Source organism: Streptosporangium canum (assembly GCF_900113865.1).
In the GTDB taxonomy this organism is placed as follows: domain Bacteria; phylum Actinomycetota; class Actinomycetes; order Streptosporangiales; family Streptosporangiaceae; genus Streptosporangium; species Streptosporangium canum.
In genome coordinates, this window is sequence record NZ_FOQY01000005.1 from 332,974 (window position 1) to 352,319 (window position 19,346).

General features: G+C 71.7%; 17 protein-coding genes, 1 tRNA gene and 2 pseudogenes. 14 read left to right on the forward strand and 6 right to left on the reverse strand.

The window, feature by feature from the left end:
- Window positions 1-183: 183 nt before the first annotated feature.
- A complete protein-coding gene (gene hutH, locus BM085_RS10325; protein ID WP_093886772.1) occupies window positions 184-1,731 on the forward strand; it encodes a histidine ammonia-lyase in 1,548 nt (515 codons plus the stop codon).
- On the opposite strand, the gene BM085_RS10330 is transcribed toward hutH, so the two are convergent.
- Window positions 1,712-2,920 (reverse strand): NAD(P)-binding domain-containing protein, encoded by a 1,209-nt coding sequence (locus BM085_RS10330; RefSeq protein WP_093886773.1) that lies wholly within the window; start codon window positions 2,918-2,920, stop codon window positions 1,712-1,714. The two genes, hutH and BM085_RS10330, sit on opposite strands and share 20 nt — an antisense overlap.
- Before the next feature lie 57 nt (window positions 2,921-2,977).
- Between BM085_RS10330 and BM085_RS10335 the strand changes: the two genes are divergently transcribed.
- The 3 genes from BM085_RS10335 to BM085_RS10345 are packed head-to-tail and all read left to right on the forward strand — an operon-like array spanning window position 2,978 to window position 5,734.
- Window positions 2,978-3,880: a LysR family transcriptional regulator gene (locus BM085_RS10335; protein WP_245789233.1), complete on the forward strand. Its 903-nt coding sequence runs from the start codon at window positions 2,978-2,980 to the stop codon at window positions 3,878-3,880.
- A gap of 4 nt (window positions 3,881-3,884) precedes the next feature.
- Window positions 3,885-4,907, forward strand: coding sequence for a chorismate-binding protein (locus BM085_RS10340; RefSeq protein WP_093886775.1), 1,023 nt, complete (start codon window positions 3,885-3,887; stop codon window positions 4,905-4,907).
- The gene (locus BM085_RS10345; RefSeq protein WP_177245035.1) at window positions 4,904-5,734 is read left to right on the forward strand and encodes an aminotransferase class IV; all 831 of its coding nucleotides are present in this window, start codon (window positions 4,904-4,906) and stop codon (window positions 5,732-5,734) included. Before BM085_RS10340 ends, BM085_RS10345 begins: the two co-directional genes overlap by 4 nt.
- A 4-nt stretch (window positions 5,735-5,738) precedes the next feature.
- Here BM085_RS10345 and BM085_RS10350 read toward each other — a convergent pair whose 3' ends face one another.
- Complete coding sequence (locus tag BM085_RS10350; RefSeq protein ID WP_093886776.1) at window positions 5,739-7,130, reverse strand: LVIVD repeat-containing protein; 1,392 nt, start codon at window positions 7,128-7,130, stop codon at window positions 5,739-5,741.
- 88 nt (window positions 7,131-7,218) lie between these two features.
- Here BM085_RS10350 and BM085_RS10355 point away from each other — a divergent pair, with 88 nt between their 5' ends.
- Window positions 7,219-7,806: a DUF305 domain-containing protein gene (locus BM085_RS10355; RefSeq protein ID WP_245789234.1), complete on the forward strand. Its 588-nt coding sequence runs from the start codon at window positions 7,219-7,221 to the stop codon at window positions 7,804-7,806.
- 73 nt (window positions 7,807-7,879) lie between these two features.
- Here the strand turns inward: BM085_RS10355 and BM085_RS10360 are convergent, their stop codons facing one another.
- Window positions 7,880-8,296 carry an SsgA family sporulation/cell division regulator gene (locus BM085_RS10360; RefSeq protein WP_012892610.1) on the reverse strand — a complete coding sequence of 139 codons (417 nt, stop codon included), beginning with the start codon at window positions 8,294-8,296 and terminating at the stop codon, window positions 7,880-7,882.
- Window positions 8,297-8,755: 459 nt separating this feature from the next.
- On the opposite strand from BM085_RS10360, the gene BM085_RS10365 reads away from it, so the two are divergent.
- The 5 genes from BM085_RS10365 (at window position 8,756) to BM085_RS44305 (ending at window position 13,377) form a co-directional block, all read left to right on the forward strand.
- Window positions 8,756-8,827, forward strand: a tRNA-Val gene (locus BM085_RS10365).
- 338 nt (window positions 8,828-9,165) lie between these two features.
- Window positions 9,166-9,828: a potassium channel family protein gene (locus BM085_RS10370; RefSeq protein WP_093886778.1), complete on the forward strand. Its 663-nt coding sequence runs from the start codon at window positions 9,166-9,168 to the stop codon at window positions 9,826-9,828.
- A 152-nt stretch (window positions 9,829-9,980) separates the two neighbouring features.
- Window positions 9,981-12,062, forward strand: coding sequence for a beta-glucosidase family protein (locus tag BM085_RS10375; protein ID WP_093886779.1), 2,082 nt, complete (start codon window positions 9,981-9,983; stop codon window positions 12,060-12,062).
- Between the two features lie 64 nt (window positions 12,063-12,126).
- A complete protein-coding gene (locus tag BM085_RS10380) occupies window positions 12,127-13,023 on the forward strand; it encodes a TIGR03564 family F420-dependent LLM class oxidoreductase (RefSeq protein WP_093886780.1) in 897 nt (298 codons plus the stop codon).
- Window positions 13,024-13,092: 69 nt separating this feature from the next.
- The gene (locus tag BM085_RS44305) at window positions 13,093-13,377 is read left to right on the forward strand and encodes a hypothetical protein (protein ID WP_177245036.1); all 285 of its coding nucleotides are present in this window, start codon (window positions 13,093-13,095) and stop codon (window positions 13,375-13,377) included.
- 101 nt (window positions 13,378-13,478) lie between these two features.
- Here BM085_RS44305 and BM085_RS10390 read toward each other — a convergent pair whose 3' ends face one another.
- The 3 genes and pseudogenes from BM085_RS10390 to BM085_RS10395 form a co-directional block, all read right to left on the reverse strand.
- The gene (locus BM085_RS10390; RefSeq protein ID WP_093886781.1) at window positions 13,479-14,234 is read right to left on the reverse strand and encodes a PaaX family transcriptional regulator C-terminal domain-containing protein; all 756 of its coding nucleotides are present in this window, start codon (window positions 14,232-14,234) and stop codon (window positions 13,479-13,481) included.
- 68 nt (window positions 14,235-14,302) lie between these two features.
- Window positions 14,303-14,709 (reverse strand): annotated as a pseudogene (locus BM085_RS47385) (IS982 family transposase); the annotation flags it as partial.
- 55 nt (window positions 14,710-14,764) lie between these two features.
- On the reverse strand, window positions 14,765-15,238 hold the full coding sequence (locus BM085_RS10395) for a MarR family winged helix-turn-helix transcriptional regulator (RefSeq protein WP_093886782.1): 474 nt from the start codon (window positions 15,236-15,238) through the stop codon (window positions 14,765-14,767).
- A 38-nt stretch (window positions 15,239-15,276) separates the two neighbouring features.
- Between BM085_RS10395 and BM085_RS10400 the strand changes: the two genes are divergently transcribed.
- From BM085_RS10400 to BM085_RS10415, 4 genes and pseudogenes are all read left to right on the forward strand, one after another.
- Window positions 15,277-16,239 (forward strand): 4Fe-4S domain-containing protein, encoded by a 963-nt coding sequence (locus BM085_RS10400; protein ID WP_218158672.1) that lies wholly within the window; start codon window positions 15,277-15,279, stop codon window positions 16,237-16,239.
- Between the two features lie 210 nt (window positions 16,240-16,449).
- Entirely contained in the window at window positions 16,450-18,204 is a 1,755-nt protein-coding gene (locus BM085_RS10405; protein ID WP_093886783.1) for an acyl-CoA dehydrogenase family protein, read from the forward strand.
- Entirely contained in the window at window positions 18,201-19,082 is an 882-nt protein-coding gene (locus BM085_RS10410) for a sensor histidine kinase (protein WP_245789241.1), read from the forward strand. The genes BM085_RS10405 and BM085_RS10410 overlap by 4 nt, the downstream gene beginning before the upstream one ends.
- Window positions 19,004-19,303 (forward strand): annotated as a pseudogene (locus BM085_RS10415) (response regulator transcription factor); the annotation flags it as partial. The gene BM085_RS10410 and the pseudogene BM085_RS10415, both read left to right, overlap by 79 nt.
- Window positions 19,304-19,346 lie beyond the last annotated feature (43 nt).

Sequence of the window (19,346 nt, forward strand, 5' to 3'; positions counted from 1 at the left end):
TCGGGAGTGGCTCCGGGGCCGGGCGCCGACCAGCGCTTTTCCCGGCCCGCGCGGGTGTCGCCGCAACGCGGCGCGGCGGATGATGGAGGTCACGGAATCCGGCAGGGAGGGCATAGCGGTGATCCCCACCTGTAAGGGGCTAACATCGCATACGCCAGTTACCTAGTGCGAGAGAGTGACACCATGCGCGACAACGAGGTCGTGAACATCGGTCCGGAGCCGCTGAGCTTCGACGAGGTCGTCAGGGTGGCCCGGCACGGCGCCGCGGTACGTCTCAGCGACGACGCCGTGGCGGCGATGGCCGCGGCCCGCACCCGCGTGGACGAGCTCGCCGAGAGCCCCACCCCCGCCTACGGGGTGTCGACCGGGTTCGGGGCCCTGGCCACCCGGCACATCGACCCCTCGCTCCGTGCCCAGCTGCAGCGCTCCCTGGTCCGATCGCACGCGGCGGGCTCCGGCCCCGAGGTGGAGACCGAGGTCACCCGGGCGCTGATGCTGCTGCGCCTGCACACCCTGGCCACCGGCCACACCGGAGTGCGCCCGAAGACCGCCAAGGTGCTCCAGGACCTGCTCAACGCCCGGATCACCCCCGTGGTGCACGAATACGGCAGCCTCGGCTGCTCCGGCGACCTCGCGCCGCTCTCCCACGTCGCACTCACGATCATGGGCGAGGGCGTCGTCCGCGACGCGTCCGGAGAGCGCGTGGACGCCGCCGAGGCGCTGAAGCAGGCGGGCGTCGAGCCCGTCGAGCTCGCCGCCAAGGAGGGCCTCGCGCTCATCAACGGCACCGACGGCATGCTCGGCATGCTGATCCTGGCCATGGACGACCTCGGCCGCCTGTTCAAGACCGCCGACATCAGCGCGGCCATGAGTGTGGAGGCGCTGCTCGGCACCGACCGCGTCTTCGCCGCCGACCTGCAGGCCCTGCGCCCGCATCCGGGACAGGCGGCCAGCGCCGCCAACCTCCGGGCTCTGCTGGCCGACTCCGGGATCATGGACTCGCACCGGGACGGCACCTGCACCCGCGTCCAGGACGCCTATTCGCTTCGCTGCGCCCCGCAGGTGGCCGGAGCCGCCCGCGACACCCTCGCGCACGCCACCGCGGTCGCCGCGCGGGAGCTCGCCTCCGCGATCGACAACCCGGTGGTCCTCGCCGACGGCCGGGTGGAGTCCAACGGCAACTTCCACGGAGCCCCCGTGGGCTACGTGCTCGACTTCCTCGCCATCGCGGTCGCCGACATGGCGAGCATCTCCGAGCGCCGTACCGACCGCATGCTCGACGTGGCCCGCAACCACGGCCTGCCCGCCTTCCTCGCCGACGACCCCGGCGTGGACTCCGGGCACATGATCGCCCAGTACACCCAGGCCGCGATCGTCTCCGAGCTCAAGCGCCTGGCCGTGCCCGCCAGCGTGGACTCCATCCCGAGCTCCGCCATGCAGGAGGACCACGTCTCCATGGGCTGGTCGGCGGCCCGCAAGCTGCGCCGCTCGGTGGACGGCCTGACCCGGGTGCTCGCGGTGGAGATCCTCACCGCGGCCCGGGCACTCGACCTGCGGGCGCCGCACCGGCCCGCCCCCGCGACCGGCGCCGTGGTCGCCTCCCTGCGCCAGTCGGTCCCCGGCCCCGGCCCGGACCGCTTCCTCGCCCCGGAGATCGAGACGGTGGTCCGGCTCGTCGCCGACAACACCGTCGTCGCCGCGGCGGAGTCGGTCACCGGCCCGCTGGGATAGCGGCGATCACCTCCACCTCGATCAGCAGCCCCGGCCGGAACAGCCGTGACACCTCCACGGTCGTGCTGGCCGGGGGCTCGCCGGTGATGTGACGGCGCCGGACGGCCGCGTACTCCGGCAGCAGCGACATGTCGGTGAGGTGCGTCCGGATGTGGGTCACGTCGTCGAACGTGCACCCCTGGTCGGCGAGGATGAGCGCCAGCGCCTCCATCACGTGCTCCGACTGGCGCGTCATGTCGCCCTCGCCGACGACCTGGCCGGCCTCGTCCAGTGCCACCTGACCGGAGACGAACAGCAGGTCTCCGGTCCTGGTGGCGTGGGAGTAGAGGCCGTTGGTCGCCGGGACCGACGCCGGGTTCAGCTTCTCCACGCCCGTACGGCGGGCCGTGCCGACGTGCCCGAAGACGGCCGTCAGGTCCCTGTCGCCCAGCCCGGCGGCCGCCGCGCCCAGCAGCCTGTCCCTGGCCGCCGCCGCGAGCGTCTGCGTCGCGTGCGAGGCCAGCACCAGGTCCTTGGCCGCCAGTCCGAGGGCGTAGCGCGTCTCGGGCGGGCCGTTCTCGACGGCCGGCCGGATCCGCTCGACGAGCGTTCCCAGCGGGGTCTCACCGAGCACGTCCAGCAGCGCCGCCGTGTCCACGCCGGTCGCCTCGCCGTAGGCGAGGGTCTCGGCGAGCAGCACCTGGGCGGGCACCAGCGCGCTCATCACCGCCAGCTTCATCGCGGCGCCCGCGCCGGGCCCTCCGGCCTCCCGGACGTGGCCGAACACCCCGAGCACCTCCCGGCAGCGCGCCAGGTCCTCCGGCAGCCCGCCGGCCAGCACGGTCAGCGTGCCGTCCCGCGCGGGCTGCACGCTGCCCAGCACCGGCGCGTCGACCAGTCCCACCTGCGAGGGGAGCCTGTCGCGGAGCTCGGCCACCGCCTCGGGCCCGATCGTCGACATCTCCACCACCAGCGTCCCCGGACGCAGGCCGGGGGCCGCGTCGGCGAGCACCCGCCTGACCGCGGCGGGGTCGCTGAGCATGGTGACGACCAGCTCCGCCTCCGCCACGGCCTCGGCGGGCGACGCCGCGCCGAAAGCCCCCTCGACCGTGCGCGGGGTGCGGTTCCACACCGTCACCTTGTGCCCGGCCGCCACGAGCCGCCGTGCCATGGGGGCACCCATATGTCCCAGACCAAGAAAAGAAATCATGGATCCACGGTAGGGACGGCCAAGGTATTCCACCAGCGACTAGATTACATGTGAGCCATGCGAAGGAGGAATGTGTTCGACACCGACGCGCTGCGCCTGCTGGACGCGGTGGCCCGCACCGGGTCCTTCACCGGGGCGGCGGCCAAGCTCAACTACACCCAGTCCGCGGTCTCCCGGCGCATCGCCTCCCTCGAACAGCAGGCGGGCGGCCCGCTGTTCGACCGGCTCGCACGCGGGGTACGGCTGACGCCCGCCGGTGAGACGCTCCACCAGCACGCGCGGGCGGTGCTGAACCGGCTGGCCCGAGCCGCCGACGAGCTGGCGGGCATCCACGGCGGCTACAGCGGGCGGCTGCGCGTCGGGGCGTTCGCCACCGCCAACGTCGCGCTGGTCCCAGGCGCCCTGCGGGACTTCCGGCGGCGGTTCCCCGAGGTCGGCCTCGCCCCGGTCGAGGGGCCCAGCGGCGGCCTGCTGCGCCGGATGCGCGAGGGCGAGCTGGACGTCGCCGTGGTCAGCGACTATCCGTCCGGCCTGCCGTACGACGACGAGGTGGAGATCATCCCGCTGGTGGAGGACGAGCTGATGGTCGCGCTGCCCGGCGACCATCGGCTGGCGGGGCGGGAGCGCGTCGACCTGCGCGAGCTGCGGGAGGAGACCTGGATCGAGGCGCCCCCGCCCGGCCGGACGACCATGCTCGAGGAGGCGTGCGCCCGCGCCGGGTTCACGCCCCGCGCCACGGTCAGGATCGCCGAGTGGACCGGCAAGTTCGGGTTCGTCGCGGCCGGGCTCGGGATCACGCTGGTGCCCGCCATCGCCGCGCCGGCCGTGCCGCCCGAGCTCGTGCTCCGCTCCCTGGGCGACCTCGCCCCGCACCGGACCGTCTACGCCGCCCTGCCGGGCGCGCCGCTGCCCGCGGCCCGCACGCTGGTACGCCTGCTGTCCGAGGCGGCGGGACAATAGCGGAGTGCATGACTCATTTGCGCATGTAGGGGGCCGTTTGGCCACCCGGCTCCGCGACGTCACCACCGACCTGGCCGCACTCGACGGCGAGGGCTGGTGGGCCGTCGTGGTCGACTACGAGGGCAAGGTCACGTGCGCCAGGTTCGACGACGTCCGGCCCGCCCCGCTGCCCGTGCCCCGGAGCCCCTGGCGCGGGCCGCACCCGTCGTCGTGGCGGAGCTCGCTGGACCGGGCCGCCTACGAGGACGGCGTGCGCCGCATCCGCGCCTACATCGAGCGGGGCGAGGTCTACCAGGCCAACCTGTGCCGGGTGCTGACCGCGCCGCTGCCCGGGGACCCGGACCTGCCCGCGCTGGCCGTACGGCTGGCCGAGGGCAACCCCGCCCCCCACGCCGCCACGGTGAGCCTGCCCGGCCTGGGCGTGGTGTCGGCCTCACCCGAGCTCTACCTGGCCAGGGACGGTGACGCGATCGAGTCCAGGCCGATCAAGGGGACCGGGGTCACCGCCGAGGACCTGCTGGAGAAGGACTACGCGGAGAACGTGATGATCGTCGACCTGGTCCGCAACGACCTGGGCCGGGTCGCCACGGTCGGCTCGGTGAGCGTGCCGGCGCTGTGCGAGATCGAGGAGCATCCCGGCCTGGTGCACCTGGTCTCGACCGTCCGGGCCCGGCTCGCGCCGGAATTCGGCTGGCCGGAGCTGTTCTCCGCGACCTTTCCTCCCGGCTCGGTGACCGGTGCCCCGAAATCTTCTGCCCTGAGCATCATCAATGAACTCGAACCCGGGCCACGCGGGCCGTACTGTGGGACTGTGGGCTGGGTCGACGCGGACCGGCGCCGAGCGTCGCTGGCCGTGGGCATCCGCACCTTCTGGCTCTCGTCCGGCGAGATCCACTTCGGCACGGGCGCGGGCATAACCTGGGGCAGTGATCCCGAGCGCGAGTGGCGCGAGACCGAGTTGAAGGCCTCCCGGCTCATCGCGCTCGCTTCCACGTCAGGTTCAGCAGGTTCAGGAGGAGTCGTATGAACGTGCCCGTATGGGTCAACGGGGAACTTATCGATCCGGAGCAGGCCACCGTCTCGGTGTTCGACCACGGCCTGATGGTCGGGGACGGCGTCTTCGAGACCATCAAATGCGTCAACGGCGCCTCCTTCGCCCTCACCCGTCACCTTGACCGGCTCCGGCTCTCCGCCCAGCGGATGGACCTGCCCGAGCCCGACGCCGACGCGATCGCCGAGGGCATCCGCGCCTGCCTGGCCGAGGCGCCCCCGTGGCAGCTCGGCCGGATCCGGGTCACCTACACCAGCGGCCCCGGCCCGCTCGGGTCCGACCGCGGGGACAAGGGCTGCACCACGGTGGTGATCGTCGACGAGCAGAAGCCGTTCCCGGCCACCGCCGACGTCACCGTCGTGCCCTGGCCGCGCAACGAGCGCGGCGCGCTCGCCGGGGTGAAGAGCACCTCCTACGGGGACAACGCCAAGGCCCTGTTCCACGCCAAGGCCAGGGGCGGCGGCGAGGCGATCTTCGAGAATCTGGCGGGCGACCTCTGCGAGGGCACCGGCAGCAACATCTTCATCGTGCGCGACGGCCGCCTGCTCACCCCCACGCTGTCCTCCGGCTGCCTGGCCGGGGTCACCCGGGCGCTCACGCTGGAGTGGTGCGGCGGCTCCGAGGAGGACGTCCCGCTGTCGGCCCTCTACGAGGCCGAGGAGGCGTTCCTGACCTCCACCACCCGCGACATCCAGCCGATCCGCGCGGTCGACCAGACCGTGCTGCCGGCCGCGCCCGGCCCGATCACCGCCAAGGCGATGCGGGTCTTCGCCGAGCGCGGCGCCGCCGACCTCGACCCGTGACGGGTCACTGCGGGTAGGACACCTGGGTCTGGGCGTTCAGCTCCTTGATCGTGACCTTCTTGGCCGGATCGGTCAGCGGGTCGTCGATCCGGAGCACGTCCAGGCCCTTGGTGATGTCGCTGGAGTAGATGTGGCCGTTGTAGTAGTAGGCCGACCACGAGCCGCCGACCCCGTCGACGGGGCCGCGCTCGAAGAAGCCGATCTCCCGGAGGTTGTCCGCGTCGGTGAAGTCCAGGATGGACACCCCGCCCTGGTACCACGACTGGACCATGATGTCCTTGCCGGGAACCGGCAGCAGTGATCCGTTGTGCGCGACGCAGTTCTCGTCGGGCTGCTGCTCCCTGGGGATCTTGAAGTAGCCGCGGAGCCGGAGGGCGCGGCCCTCGCTGAGGTCGTACACGGCGTCCGCCCCGTGGTTCTTCGGCGTGCCGGAGTCACAGGTGGCGCTGACGCCGCCGCCAAGCTCGTCGCCGAAGACCACCTTGGTGGCGTCGTTGTTGAACGTGGCCGAATGCCAGATCGAGAAGTTCTCCTCGTCGCGCACGTGCTGGAGCACCTTGGGGTGCACCCTGTCGGAGATGTCCATCAGGATCCCGTCACCGAAGCACGCGGCGGCGGCCAGGTCCTTCTCCGGGTAGGCCGTGATGTCGTGGCAGCCGCCCAGGCCGTCCTCGCCGCCGCCTTCGGAGAGCACCGGCTCCGAGACCACCTTGGCCCCGGCCGGATCGGCGGTCGGCACCTCGACGATGGAGATCTTGTTGTGCGGGGCCGGGCAGGTCGTCGACTCGGGCTCCGGGCCGGGGGAGGAGACGTAGAGGTAGACCTTCTTGTCGTCCTTGCCCGGGACGAGGGTGTGGGTGTGGGAGCCGCAGTCGGTGCGGACCGCCGACACGAACCGGGGATGGGCCTTGTCGGCGACGTCGAAGATCCGGATGCCCTCCCAGCCGCCCCTGCCGCCGTTGCTGCCCGATTCGGCCGCGCAGTCGGGGCCGCTGCGCGGCGAGTCGACCGACAGGAACAGCAGGTTCCCGCTCACCGAGATGTCGTTCTGCTCGCCGGGGCAGAGCACCCGGCTGACCGCGGTGGGCTTGGCGGGGTCGGACACGTCGAACACGCTGAAGCCGTCGTAGTTGCCGACGAACGCGTGGTCGCCCTGGAAGGCCAGGTCGGTGCCCCATGCCTGGGGGCCATCGAGCGGCGCCTGTGGCGGCACGTTGGCCACGTGCGTGACGTTGGCGCTGTGTGTGACGTCTCCGGAGGCCGTCGCGCCCGCCGAGGCGGTGGCTGACCCGGTGGCCGTGGTGGAGGCCGCCCGGGGGGCGGCGGGCTCGGCGTCCACGCCGCATCCGGTCACAACAAGCAACGCCGCCAACCCGAATGCCACGCTTGATCGCATAGTGCCCCCATTGCGCCGATTACCTTGCCCCATTATTGAAGGTATGCGGGGAATGCGTTGGTCGTATGGGGTTATCGTGGCGATCTCGGTGACATCGGTCCTTGCCGGCTGCGCGGCGGGCGGGAACGGCGAACGGGCCCCGCTGGTGGCGGGCACCGGAGCTCCGGTGATCATCCCGGGAGGGCCGGGCGACGCGGGCCGTACGGCGGAGCCGGGCGAGCGGCTCGGGGTGTCGGAGGCCCGCGTGTCAGTGGCCGACGTGCGGTTCGCCGAGGGCATGATCCCGCACCACCGGCAGGCGCTGGAGATGGCGGCGCTGGCCGCGCCCCGGTCGGCGTCGGCGGCCCTGCGGACACTCGCCGGCAGGATCACCGCCGCGCAGCGGCCCGAGATCGCGGCCATGTCCGCATGGCTGAGGGCTGTCGGCAGGCCCCCGGAGGGGCACGCCGGCCACACGGTCACCCTGGAGCAGATGAACCGGCTCAGGGCGGCCAGGGGCGCGGCCTTCGACGAGCTCTTCCTGACCCTGATGATCGCCCACCACGAGGAGGCGATGACCATGGCCAGGCGGCAGCTCCAGGACGGCACGGACCGGGCCATGCTGTCCACGGCCAAGGACGTCCTGTCCGGGCAGGGGGTCGAGATCGCCCGGATGAGGAGGCTGCTCCGGGGCTAGGTCCCGGAGTCGGAGGGGACGGGCGCCGGGGCGCCGGCGCGGGCCGGCCGCCCTGCGGGCCGCGTGCGTGGGGTCAGGAGCTCCAGAGCATGTTGCTGAGCTCGGCGTCGAGGTCCATGAAGTCGGTCTCGCGACCGGCGGGGACCAGCTCGTAAGTGCGGTGCAGGAACTCCGTGAGCGGAGCCAGAGGCACCTCGAACAGGGCCTGTCCGAACGGTGACGTGAGACTGATGTGCAGGGTGCGTTCGCCGTCGGCGCGCGCGGGCCACACCTGGACGTCTCCGTCGCCGACCCGTCGCACGATGCCGACGGTCAGCAGTTCGCGGGCAAAGATCCACTCGACCGGTTCGTCGTTCCCCACATGGAAGGCCATTCTGATCGCGTAAGGATCATCGGCCGTGTAGCTGAGTCCGGCGAGCAGGGGGACGGTGGTACGGTCGGGGACCACAAGCCGAAGGCCAAGCTCGGCAGAGACGGTGGCGCTGTTCATCGTCAGCCAAACCTTTTTCGTCGTCGGTCCCCTCTTCGGGGCTTTCACTGCTCTGACGGACTATGTCCCGAGCTATGACGCGGAACAAAGAAACCTGTAGGAAAGATTCCGCCTCCAGGCCCTTCTGTAACACACATCACAGCGCGACATTTGGGCATCTACCTGGCTAAACATCGCCAACAGGGCCTTATTTGCAAGGGTTTTGCGTATCGTTTTGGTCACCGTCGACTCCCCTGTAGGGGCGTCTCGGGCGATAGAGGTCCAGCTCGGGTCGTTCGGTGCTTCTGCGGATCAGGACGATGCTATGACACCGTAGCCCCCCGCCGGACGCATCCCCAGACCTTTGGTTCATGGCCGTGTCGCCCCTCAAGATCATCTCTGGTCCCGGTGTCGCTTCGCCAGCGGTCCCGGATTGCGGTATGGTTTTCCACGTCGGCACCGCGAGGAGCCAGACGGGGCGGGCGATTAGCTCAGCGGGAGAGCGCTTCGTTCACACCGAAGAGGTCACTGGTTCGATCCCAGTATCGCCCACACGTAGTAGACGCAGGTAGAGGCCCGGAGGTTGCCAACAATCTCCGGGCTTTTTGCTTTCCGGGACCGATCGATGCCCGATTTTGAGGGCGCCGTGAGGGTAGATCTCGAAAACCCGCCCTCAGTGGTACGGCTCGTCTCGTCTCGGTCATGCCCGTGCTTCCGCCGCAAGCGAACTCCGGTCGTCCGGCGCGCCGCAGGAGATTGTCCGGTCGGCGGATCCGCGGCGCCCGGCCGCCCGGGGAGGTGGACTCCGTCCGCCGGACGCCGTCGGCTTGCATGCTTTTGCGTTAGCGTGTCCTCCTTCAGCTGGGGGACTCACGGGGAGAAGACGACCGTTGGCTGGCAGAGGAAACGATCCCGTCGTAGTGATCGGGCTCGGCAGGTTCGGCAGCTCGCTCGCCGTGGAGCTCGCCCGCAGGGGCACCGAGGTGCTGGCCATCGACAGCCGCCCCAAGGTGGTGCAGAGCCTGGCGGGCAAGCTCACCCATGTCGTCGCCGCCGACTCCACCGACCTGGAGGCCCTGCGCCAGCTCGGCGTGCCCGACTACTACCGGGCGGTGGTCGCCATCGGCACCGACATCGAGTCCAGCATTCTCACCACGTCCCTGCTGGTCGAGCTGGAGATCGAGGACGTCTGGGCCAAGGCGGTCAGCCGTGATCACGGACGCATCCTGGAGCGCGTCGGCGCCCACCATGTGATCCTTCCCGAGCACGACATGGGGGAACGCCTGGCCCGTCTGCTGAACGGGCGGATGCTCGACTACATGGGGGTGGACGGCAACTACGCGCTGGTCAAGACCAGGCCTCCCCGGGAGTTCGTCGGCGTCCCCCTCGCCCGGTCCGGCCTGCGCCGCAAGTACGGAGTGACCGTGGTCTGCGTCAAGGGCCAGCACGACGAGTTCACCTACGCCGCGGCGGACACCGTGCTGAGCTACGGGGACGTGATCATCATCGCGGGCACGGTCGAGCAGGTGGAGCGGTTCACCGAGCTGCCGTGAGCGGACGCCTCCGGCCGCGGCGGGCAGGGCGACTCTGTCTCCATGTCACATCGCACTCTCCCCGTTTTTGGCGGGAAGGCATAGAACGGGGCCGGTGAACGCGATCACAATCGCCTCCTGACCGCTGTGACACCGGCCCGCCGGGAGGGACCATGCCCGACCTCCGTCATGTTCCCCGAGCGCTCGCGGTGGCCGCGGTCCTGGCGGCCGCGCTGCTGCGTCCTCCCGCGACGGCCGCCGGCGACGACCCCGGCCACCCCTGGCTGGACCCCGCCAGGCCCGTCGCCGAGCGGGTGGATCGCCTGCTCGGCGCGATGACGCAGGACGAGAAGCTGAACATGATCCGCGGGCACGGCCTCGCGCTGATCCCCCGGGGACGGGTGGCGCCCGTTCCCCGCCTGGGGATCCCCGAGCTCCGCATGCACGACGGCCCGCACGGCGTGAGCGACGTGCGCGGTGTGACCGCCTTCCCCGCGCCCGTCACCCTGGCCGCCACCTGGGACACCGCTCTCGCCCGCCGGTTCGGGGCCGCCCTCGGCGCCGAGGCGAGGGGCAAGGGCGTCAACGTCTACCTCGCCCCCGCCGTGGACATCCTGCGGGTGCCGCAGTCGGGAAGGGCCTGGGAGAGTTTCGGAGAGGACCCCTATCTCGCCTCCGCGATGGCGGGGGAGGAGGTCGCCGGGATCCGGGGGCAGAACGTCATCGCCACCGTCAAGCACTACATCGGCAACAACCAGGAGACCGACCGCATGCGGGTCGACGCCGTGATCGACGAGCGGACGCTGCGGGAGATCTACTACCCGCCCTTCGAGGCCGCCGTCGACGCCGGGGCCGGCGCGGTCATGTGCGCCTACAACAAGGTCAACGGCCCGTTCGCCTGTGAGAACCCCCAGACGCTCACCGCCGGCCTGAAGGACTCCATGGGCTTCGAGGGCTGGGTCATGTCCGACTGGCTGGCCACCCGGAGCGGGCAGAAGGCCGCCCTGGCCGGCCTGGACCAGGCGATGCCGGACGACCCGCTGTTCGCCGCGAACCTCAAGGCGGGGATCGCCCTGGGGACGTTCCCCGCGGCGCGGCTCGACGACATGGTCCGGCGCGTGCTCACGCCGATGTTCGCCGACGGGCTCTTCGAGACCGGGTACGGCGCGCCGGACCGGGACGTCCGCACCCCCGAGCACACCGCGCTGGCCCGCGACATCGCGGTCTCCGGCACCGTCCTGCTCAAGAACCGCGACGGGATCCTGCCGCTCACCGGCGGCCGGATCGCCGTCATCGGGACCGCCGCGCACGACAACGTCGAGATCACCTCCGCCGGCTCCGGCCGGGTGCTGCCGCCCTATGTGGTCACGCCGTACCAGGGCCTCAACGCCAGGGCCGGAGGCAGCGCGACCTACTCGCCGGGGGACGCGGAGGGGGCGCTGCCGTGGGACGTCGACAAGCGGCTGCGCGAGGCCGCCGACGCGGCCCGGCAGGCCGACGTCGCCGTGGTCGTGGTGGGCCTGTCCTCCCAGGAGGGAGAGGACAGGCCGGACCTCGGGCTGCCGGGCAACATGGAGACGCTGATCGAGACCGTCGCCGCGGCCAATCCGCGCACGGTCGTCGTGCTGACCGCCCCCGCGCAGGTCCTCATGCCCTGGGCCGACCGGGTCAAGGGCGTGGTCTCGGCCTTCGTCGGGGGGCAGGAGCTCGGCAACGCGCTCGCCTCCGTGCTGTACGGCGACGCCGACCCCGGCGGGCGCCTGCCGATGACGTTCGCCGCCCGGGCCGCCGACTACCCGGCGAGCACTCCTGAGCAGTTTCCCGGGGTCGGCCACCGGCAGGTCTACAGCGAGCGGCTGCTGGTCGGCTACCGGCACTTCGACGCGACCGCTCTGACGCCGCTGTTCCCCTTCGGGCACGGCCTGTCCTACACGAGCTTCTCCTACGACTCCCTGTCGATCTCCGGGGCCACGGTGCGCGCCAGGATGACCAACACGGGCTCACGCGCGGGCGTCGCCGTACCGCAGCTGTATCTCGGGTTCCCGGCGGAGGCGGGAGAGCCGCCCCGGCAGCTCCGCGGGTTCGCCAGGCTCCGGCTCGCGCCGGGGGAGTCGGCGACCGTCGCCTTCCGGCTCCCGGAGCGGGCCTTCCAGGTCTGGACGCCCCAGGGGTGGAGCACCGTGCGCGGCGATCACACCGTCGAGGTGGGCGCCTCCTCGCGGGATCTGCCCCTCAGCGGAACGCTGACCCGCTGAACAGCCGGCGCCGCCGGTCCGCGCCCTAGACTGGGCGCAACCACTAGAATGGAGTTCGGTAGCGATGCGGATCGGACTGTTGATCGACGAGCCCCAGGGGCAGGACGTACTGGGCAGGCTCCGGGGGCGGATCGCCCGCGCCGCCGACGACGGCTTCTCCTCGGCATGGATGTCCAACATCTTCGGCCTCGACGCGCTGACCGCGCTGGCCGTGGCCGGCAGCCAGGTGCCGGGGATCGAACTCGGCACCGGCGTCGTCCCCACCTACCCGCGCCACCCGGCGGTGCTCGCCCAGCAGGCGCTCACGGCCAACGCCGCCCTGGACGGGCGGCTCGCGCTCGGCATCGGCCTGTCGCACCAGATCGTCGTCGAGGGCGTGTACGGCTACAGCTTCGACCGGCCCGCCCGGCACATGCGCGAATACCTGTCGGTCCTGGTGCCGCTCGTGCGCGGGGAGCAGGTGGCGTTCGAGGGGGAGACCCTCAAGGCGCGGCTCGGGCTGACGACGCCGGGCGCCGGGGACATGCCCGTGCTCATCGCCGCGCTGGCCCCGCGCATGCTCAAACTGGCCGGCGAGCTGGCCGACGGCACCGTGCTGTGGATGACCGGCCCCAAGACCGTGGCCGAACACGTGGTGCCCGCCGTCACCGAGGCCGCCCGCGCCGCCGGACGGCCCGCGCCGAGGATCGTCTGCACGCTCCCGATCTGCGTCACCGGCGACGTGGAGGCCGCCAGGGCGCGCGCGGGCGAGGTGTTCGAGATCTACGGCCAGCTGCCGTCCTACCGGGCGATGCTCGACAGGGAGGGGGCCGCCGGCCCGGCCGACGTGGCGATCGTCGGCGACGAGGACGCGGTGGCCGCCCAGATCGAGTCGCTCGCCCAGGCGGGGGTCACCGACTTCGTGGCCGCCGAATACACCTCGGACCGCCGGACCCGGGAGTTCCTCAGAACCCTGCTCTAGGAGCTCGCCCCGGAGGGCCCCGCCCCGGCCGCGCGGGCCCGCGGGGCCCGCCTCCCGGACCACCAGGACGTGACGGCCCAGCGGGTGAGCGCCGACAGGGTCGAGCCGACCGACAGTGCCGAGCCGATCGAGAAGGCCGACGTGGCCGAGCCGATCGATCCGACGGACAGTGCCGAGCCGATCGAGAAGGCCGAGGCGGCCGAGCCGATCGACCCGACCGACAGCGCAGAGCCGGCGGATCCCAGGGAGCCGACGGACAGGATCGAGCCCGCGGACCCGATGGATAGGATCGAGTTCGTCGACCCGACGGACAGGATCGAGTTCTTCGAGCCGATGGACCACAGCGAGTTCTGATTTTCCGGCATGACGGCCATCATGCTCCATCCGCGGACGGCCGTGATCTACAGGCGGCCCGTGATCCGCGGACCGTCCGCGTCCTGCGGGCGAACCGTGCGCTACGGACGGTCCGTGGCCCGCAGGTGGTCGCGGACGAGGGCTCCGAACTCGGCCTCGAACAGGTCGTAGCGGCGCCTGAGGCCGTCGCCGGGCCAGTCGCCGGGCAGCAGGCCGGCCGGCAGCAGGGGGTCGGCCAGCAGATGGCGCAGCGCGGCGGCGGCCAGGGCGAACCGGCCGGCGACGGTGGTCGCCGCGTCGAAGGCGCTCTGCAGCGCCCGCGCGTGCCGGGCCCAGGCGGGCAGGTCCCACAGGGATCCCGCCAGCGAGGCGGGGTCCTCCTCCGGGACCGCCCGCAGGAAGGCGCACTGGCCGGCGACGACGGCGGGCCGGCCCCTGCTCAGATTGTCCGGCCGCATCCACACGCCCTCGCGGACCTCGGCCAGGCGCAGCGCCGCCATGGCCTCCCGGAGCGCGGCGCGTTCGGCGGCGGGCCGCCGCTCCGCGGTCACGATCGCGACCTCCCACGTGCCGTCCCAGGCACGGGTGCCGGGCGAGCGGCTCTCGTCCTGGCGGGCCTGCCGCAGGCGGAGGCGCTCGCTGAGCTCGTAGAAGCCGTCCGGCTGGCCGAGGTCGCCCGCGGCGACCATGCGTGACAGCGCGACCCGGACCGTGCCCTCGGAGATGCCGAACAGGGCGCCCACGCGGACCAGGCGGCCTGCCCCCAGCCGCGGGGGGTGGGTGCCCAGCAGCGTGCTGAGGATGACCGAGCGCGCGGTCAGCGGCCGGAGCCCGAGCGGGTCGTCTTCGTTCGCCATCGCCAGGTGGTTGCTTTCACGGGGTTCGGTGGTCGTAAGCGATCAAGGCATGTTCGACGGGCCGGCCGTCCGGCCGATTCGGGACGCAGAGCGGTCTCGCGGGAGCGGCCGCACTCCACCGGGGTGGAGTCCACCACCCGCACATCGTCGCTCCACAGCGTAGTGTCTACCGCCGACAGCCGTATGGCCTGCTGGAGCAGGCCCGCCGCCTTGCGCAGCCGCTTGTTGTAACCGGGTGTCATAGGTAGACATAGGAGCAGATGCCGTAGGTGAGCGCGGGCATGACGGATCCACCGCCGTTCCGAGGTGAGGCCCAGCAGGGTCTGCCGCACCGCCGACGTGACCGGCTCCGCGTCGCTGAGCTTTGGTGTATGCCCACCGACGGGCGCCAGGGTGCCGGCTGAGGTGATTCCTTCAGCAGGTCGTCGGATCGTACGTCCAGCGCAGTGGCCAAGCTGTCGAGGTCCGGCTTCACCGATGTCTCCGTCTCCCCTCCAGCCGAGGAACATGGAGTGCGAGGCGGGACCTCGCTACCGAATCAGGCGGTCACACTCTTCGGCGGCACTTTCGTAACTACCCGCAAGGAAGGTGTGGATCGCCGTCAGCTGGTCATCGGAGAAGGTGGCCATCAATCGGCGGCTGCGGGCATCGATCCCGTTGTAGAACGAAGCGATCCGTTCGAGTCCTGGGGCCGAGGCTTCGACGAGTACGCGGCGGCGGTCGTGCGGGTCGGGTTTACGCCGGACGTATCCCGCCTTCTCCAGACGGTCGATCATGTGCGTGACCGCGCCGGTGGTACGCCCGAGCTGAGAGCTGAGCGCGCCGGCCGTGGAGGCTCCGGCGCGGTTGAGTACGTGCAGGCAGAGCAGATCGGTCTGCGCGATGCCGAGTTGCTGGGCGATCAGGTCGTTCAGGCGTCCCAGGGCTCCGGCGAGGTCCGTTATGGACACGATGATCCGGGTGGCCAGTTCGTTCGGCTGGTCGTCCTGCGGCTTGACGGACATGCGACTTCCATTTAACTTCGCGGTTCAGATACTTAGCTATGAAGCTACTGTACCCGATGCGTCACCTCTGCGAACTGGAGGGCCTGATGGCGGCCCAGGTCCAGGTCGTTCCCCTTGGAAGGAGCCCCGCCGTGGACGACTGGTATGTGGACGACCGCTGCATCAACTGCGATGCCGCCCGACAACTCGCGCCCGACCTGATCGGCGAAGTCGGCGGACGGTCGCAGATCCTGCGTCCGCCGAACGATGAGACGGAGACACGGCGTCTCCACGCGGCCGCCTTCGCCTGCCCCACACGCTCGATCCGCCCGGCCTCCGGGCAGCCGGACCAAGCGCTCGACCCTTTTCCGATGGCCTTGGACAACGGCGTACTGATGTGCGGGCACAACTCCCGGCACACCGCCGGGGCCAACTCCTACCTGCTGCTGCGGCCGTCCGGCACGGCCATGATGATCGATACACCGCGCTGGAGCCGTGAACTCGCCGAGCGTTACGCGGCATCGGGCCTCGTTACCGATGTGCTGCTCACACACCGAGACCACGCCGCACACGGCCGCCGCTACGCGGACTATTTCGGCGCCCAGCTGTGGATCCACGAGGGCGACCTCGAAGCGGCGCCGGACGCGGACCAGGTGATCCGGGGCCTGGAACCTCTGCAGATCAGCGAGGAGGTCACCGCCCATCCACTGCCCGGCCACACCCGGGGCAGTGTGCTCTACCTCGCGGATGACCGGTACTGCTTCAGCGGCGACAGCTTCTACTGGTCACGCACCACCGGTGATCTGGAAGTCGCGGAGAGCGTGATGTGGTACTCCATCGAGCAGTTGGCCGCCTCCCTGGCCAGGGCGGCCGTACGGATGCGATTCGAATGGATCCTGCCAGGCCACGGTGGCCGCCACCGCCTGGCCGCCGACGAGATGTCCCGGCGGCTGCGAGCGCTGGCCGAACGCACGCGACTGCTACGGCCCCGGCCGATCGACTTCACGGCCGTCCGCTGGTGAGGGGCCGGCCCAACCGTTACCGGGGTCCACGCAGCGGCCGCAGTGCCCTTCCTCAACCGATTCCGGGAACCCTCCTGAAGAAGACGTCCGGTCCAGGGAGTGCGGGTACTTCGCTCAGGAGCGGGGCGCGGCTACTTGGGCCCCGACCCTGCTCATGCCGTCGGAGGTTACATCTTTTCTTCATGCGTCGCACAAGCGTAATGTCCAGGCATGGCTTCCTACCTCATCGAGCCGGTCGACCGGCTGCCCTTCGGCGGCCCGGACAAGGCCCGGCGTTACGCCACCGAGCGCTACCGGGGCGCGGCCGGCCTCAACTGGTACGGCTGCGACCCCACGCTGCGCTTCCTGATGCGCCGCCACCTCGGCGCCGACGCCCTGGAATGGGCGGCCCCCCACCTGGAACGGGCGGGCGCGCTGATGAGCGGCCCCATCCTCGAACACGCCGAGGAGACCGACCGCAACCCGCCCCGGCTGGAGAGGTACGACCGGTGGGGCCACGACGTCAGCCGGATCGTCATGCCGCCCTCCTTCGAGGCGGCCCGCCGCGAGCTGGTCGCCGGCTCCTTCACCCGCCCGGAGTTCGCGCGGGAGGCCGAGGCCGCCGGCGCCGACCCGGTGACCATGGGGGTGGCCTGGAACTACCTGCTCTACCAGGCCGACATCGGGATGGGCTGCGCGCTCGGCACCGGCGGCGACATGGTGGTGCTCATGGCCGAGGCGTTCGCCCCCCAGGACGTCAAGGAACGGGTCAGGGAGATCTTCGCGGACGGGATGTTCTCCGGCGAGGCCGCGCAGATGTTCACCGAACGCACCGGCGGCTCCGACCTCGCCGCCCTGGAGTCCACTGCCACCCCGACGGGGGACGCCTGGCGGCTGAACGGCCTGAAGTGGTTCGCTTCCAACGCCAACGGCTCCGCCTTCGTGGTGCTGGCCAAGGCCGAGGGCGGCCCCGACGGCAGCCGGGGCGTCGCTCCCTTCCTGGTGCTGCGCGAGCGCCGCGACGGCGGGCACAACGGCATCCGGGTCCGCAGGCTCAAGGACAAGCTGGGCACCAGGTCGGTGGCCTCGGCGGAGATCGAGTTCACCGACGCCGAGGCGTTCCTGCTGGCACCGGCGAGCACCGGCGCCGGCGACGGCAAGGGCCTGGGCCGGATGATGGAGCTGACCAACGGCGCCCGGCTCGGGATCGCCACGATGGGCCTGAGCTGCGCCCGGCGCGCCCTGGTCGAGTCGCTCTGCTACGCCCGCAGCCGCGAGGCCTTCGGCGCCGCCCTCATCGACCAGCCGCTCATGCGCCGCAAGCTGGCCGAGCTGATCGTCGAGGTCGAGGCGGCCCAGGCGCTGGTGTTCGACGGGTTCCACAACAGGCTGCGCCTGGGCCCGGCCCTGATCAAGCTCAGGGCCGCCCGCCTGGGCGTCACCGCGGCCAGTGACGCGATCGAGGTGCACGGCGGCAACGGCTACATCGAGCAGTGGCCGGTCGCCCGCATCCTGCGCGACGCCCAGGTCAACCCGATCTGGGAGGGCGGTGACAACATCCTCTGCCTGGACGTGCGCCGGGCCGTCGAGAAGGACCAGCACCTGCCGTTCTTCGACCGGCTGGCGGAGGCCGTACGGCATGCGCCGCCCGGCGACGACTCCACCGCCCTGCTGGTGTCGGACCGGATCGACCGGCTGCGCGAGGCCGTGGACCGGTGGCGTGGCCTCGACCCGGTCACCGCCGAGGCCAGGCTCTTCCCACTGGCGCAGTTCATGGCCGACGTCTACGCCGCCGCGCTGCTGCTGGAACAGGCCGGATGGGAGCGCCGCGAGCTCGGCGCCGACCGCAAGGCGCTGGTCGCCCGCCTCTACGCCCGCGCCCACCTCGCCGACCACGGCCCGCTGCGCGGCATCGACCACGTCGCCGAGGACCTCGAACGGTTCAAGGACCTCGCCGACGGCGCCTTCGTCGACGACCGGCCCTGACCGGCCACCGCGTCCGCCCGCGCGGACGGCCCGGCGCTCCCGGTCCGCGCGCCTGGCTGCGCACCCGGCTGCGGGAGCAGGCCACCTGGCGCGAGGCCGGCTACACACTGCTGTCGATCCTCGCGCTGTGGTGGGTCGACCTGGGGGCGATCGCCGTCAGCGGCGTGCTGCCGGGCGTGCTGCTCTCCGCGCCGCTCCAGCCCGACACGCCCCTGTCCCTCAGCCTGACCCTGGCCCTGGCCGGAGCGGTGATCATGCCGACCGCCGCCTATCCGATCACCGCCTGGGCGGGGGCCCGCGCCACCACGGCCAGGGCGCTTCTCGGCTCTCCCGACCCCGAGCTGGCCGAGGTCGTACGGTCACGGGCCCGCCTGGTCGACGCGTTCGAGGTCGAACGGCGCAGGATCGAGCGGGACCTGCACGACGGCGCCCATCAGCGGCTGGTCGCGCTGGCGCTGAAGCTCGGCATGGCCCGGCTCGACCTGGAGCCCGGTTCCCCGGCCGCGGAGCGGGTCGCCGAGGCGCACGAGGAGGCCATGCGGGCCCTGGCCGAGCTGCGGGAGCTGATCCGCGGGGTGCATCCGCGGATCCTCACCGACCTCGGGCTGCCCGAGGCGGTGCTCGACGTGGCCGGGCGCTCACCGGTCCCGGTGGAGGTGGACATCGTGCTTGCGCGGCGGCTGCCGACGGCGACCGAGGTGACCGCCTACTTCGTGGTCACCGAGGCGCTGGCCAACGTGGCGAAGCACAGCCGGGCCGCCCGCTGCCTGATACGCGGCCGCCTCACGCGGGAGGCCCTGGTAATTTCGCCGACGCACTGGACCGGGTGGCCGCCGGCGGCACCGTCGTCGACCCCGAGGTGGTCAGGCAGCTGCTGACGCGCCGCCGCGACCCGCTGCGGCGCCTCACCCCCAGGGAACGCGAGGTGCTCGCCCTCATCGCCGAAGGCCGCTCGAACGCCGCCATCGCCCGGACCCTCGTGGTCACCGAGGCCGCGGTGGCCAAGCACATCGCGAGCATCCTCGCCAAACTCGACCTCCCCCCGGCCGGGGACGACCACCGCCGGGTCCTCGCCGTCCTCGCCTATCTCCGCGGGTGAGCCGGTCTGCGGTCCCGTGACGGGTCAGGCGGGTCCTCCACGG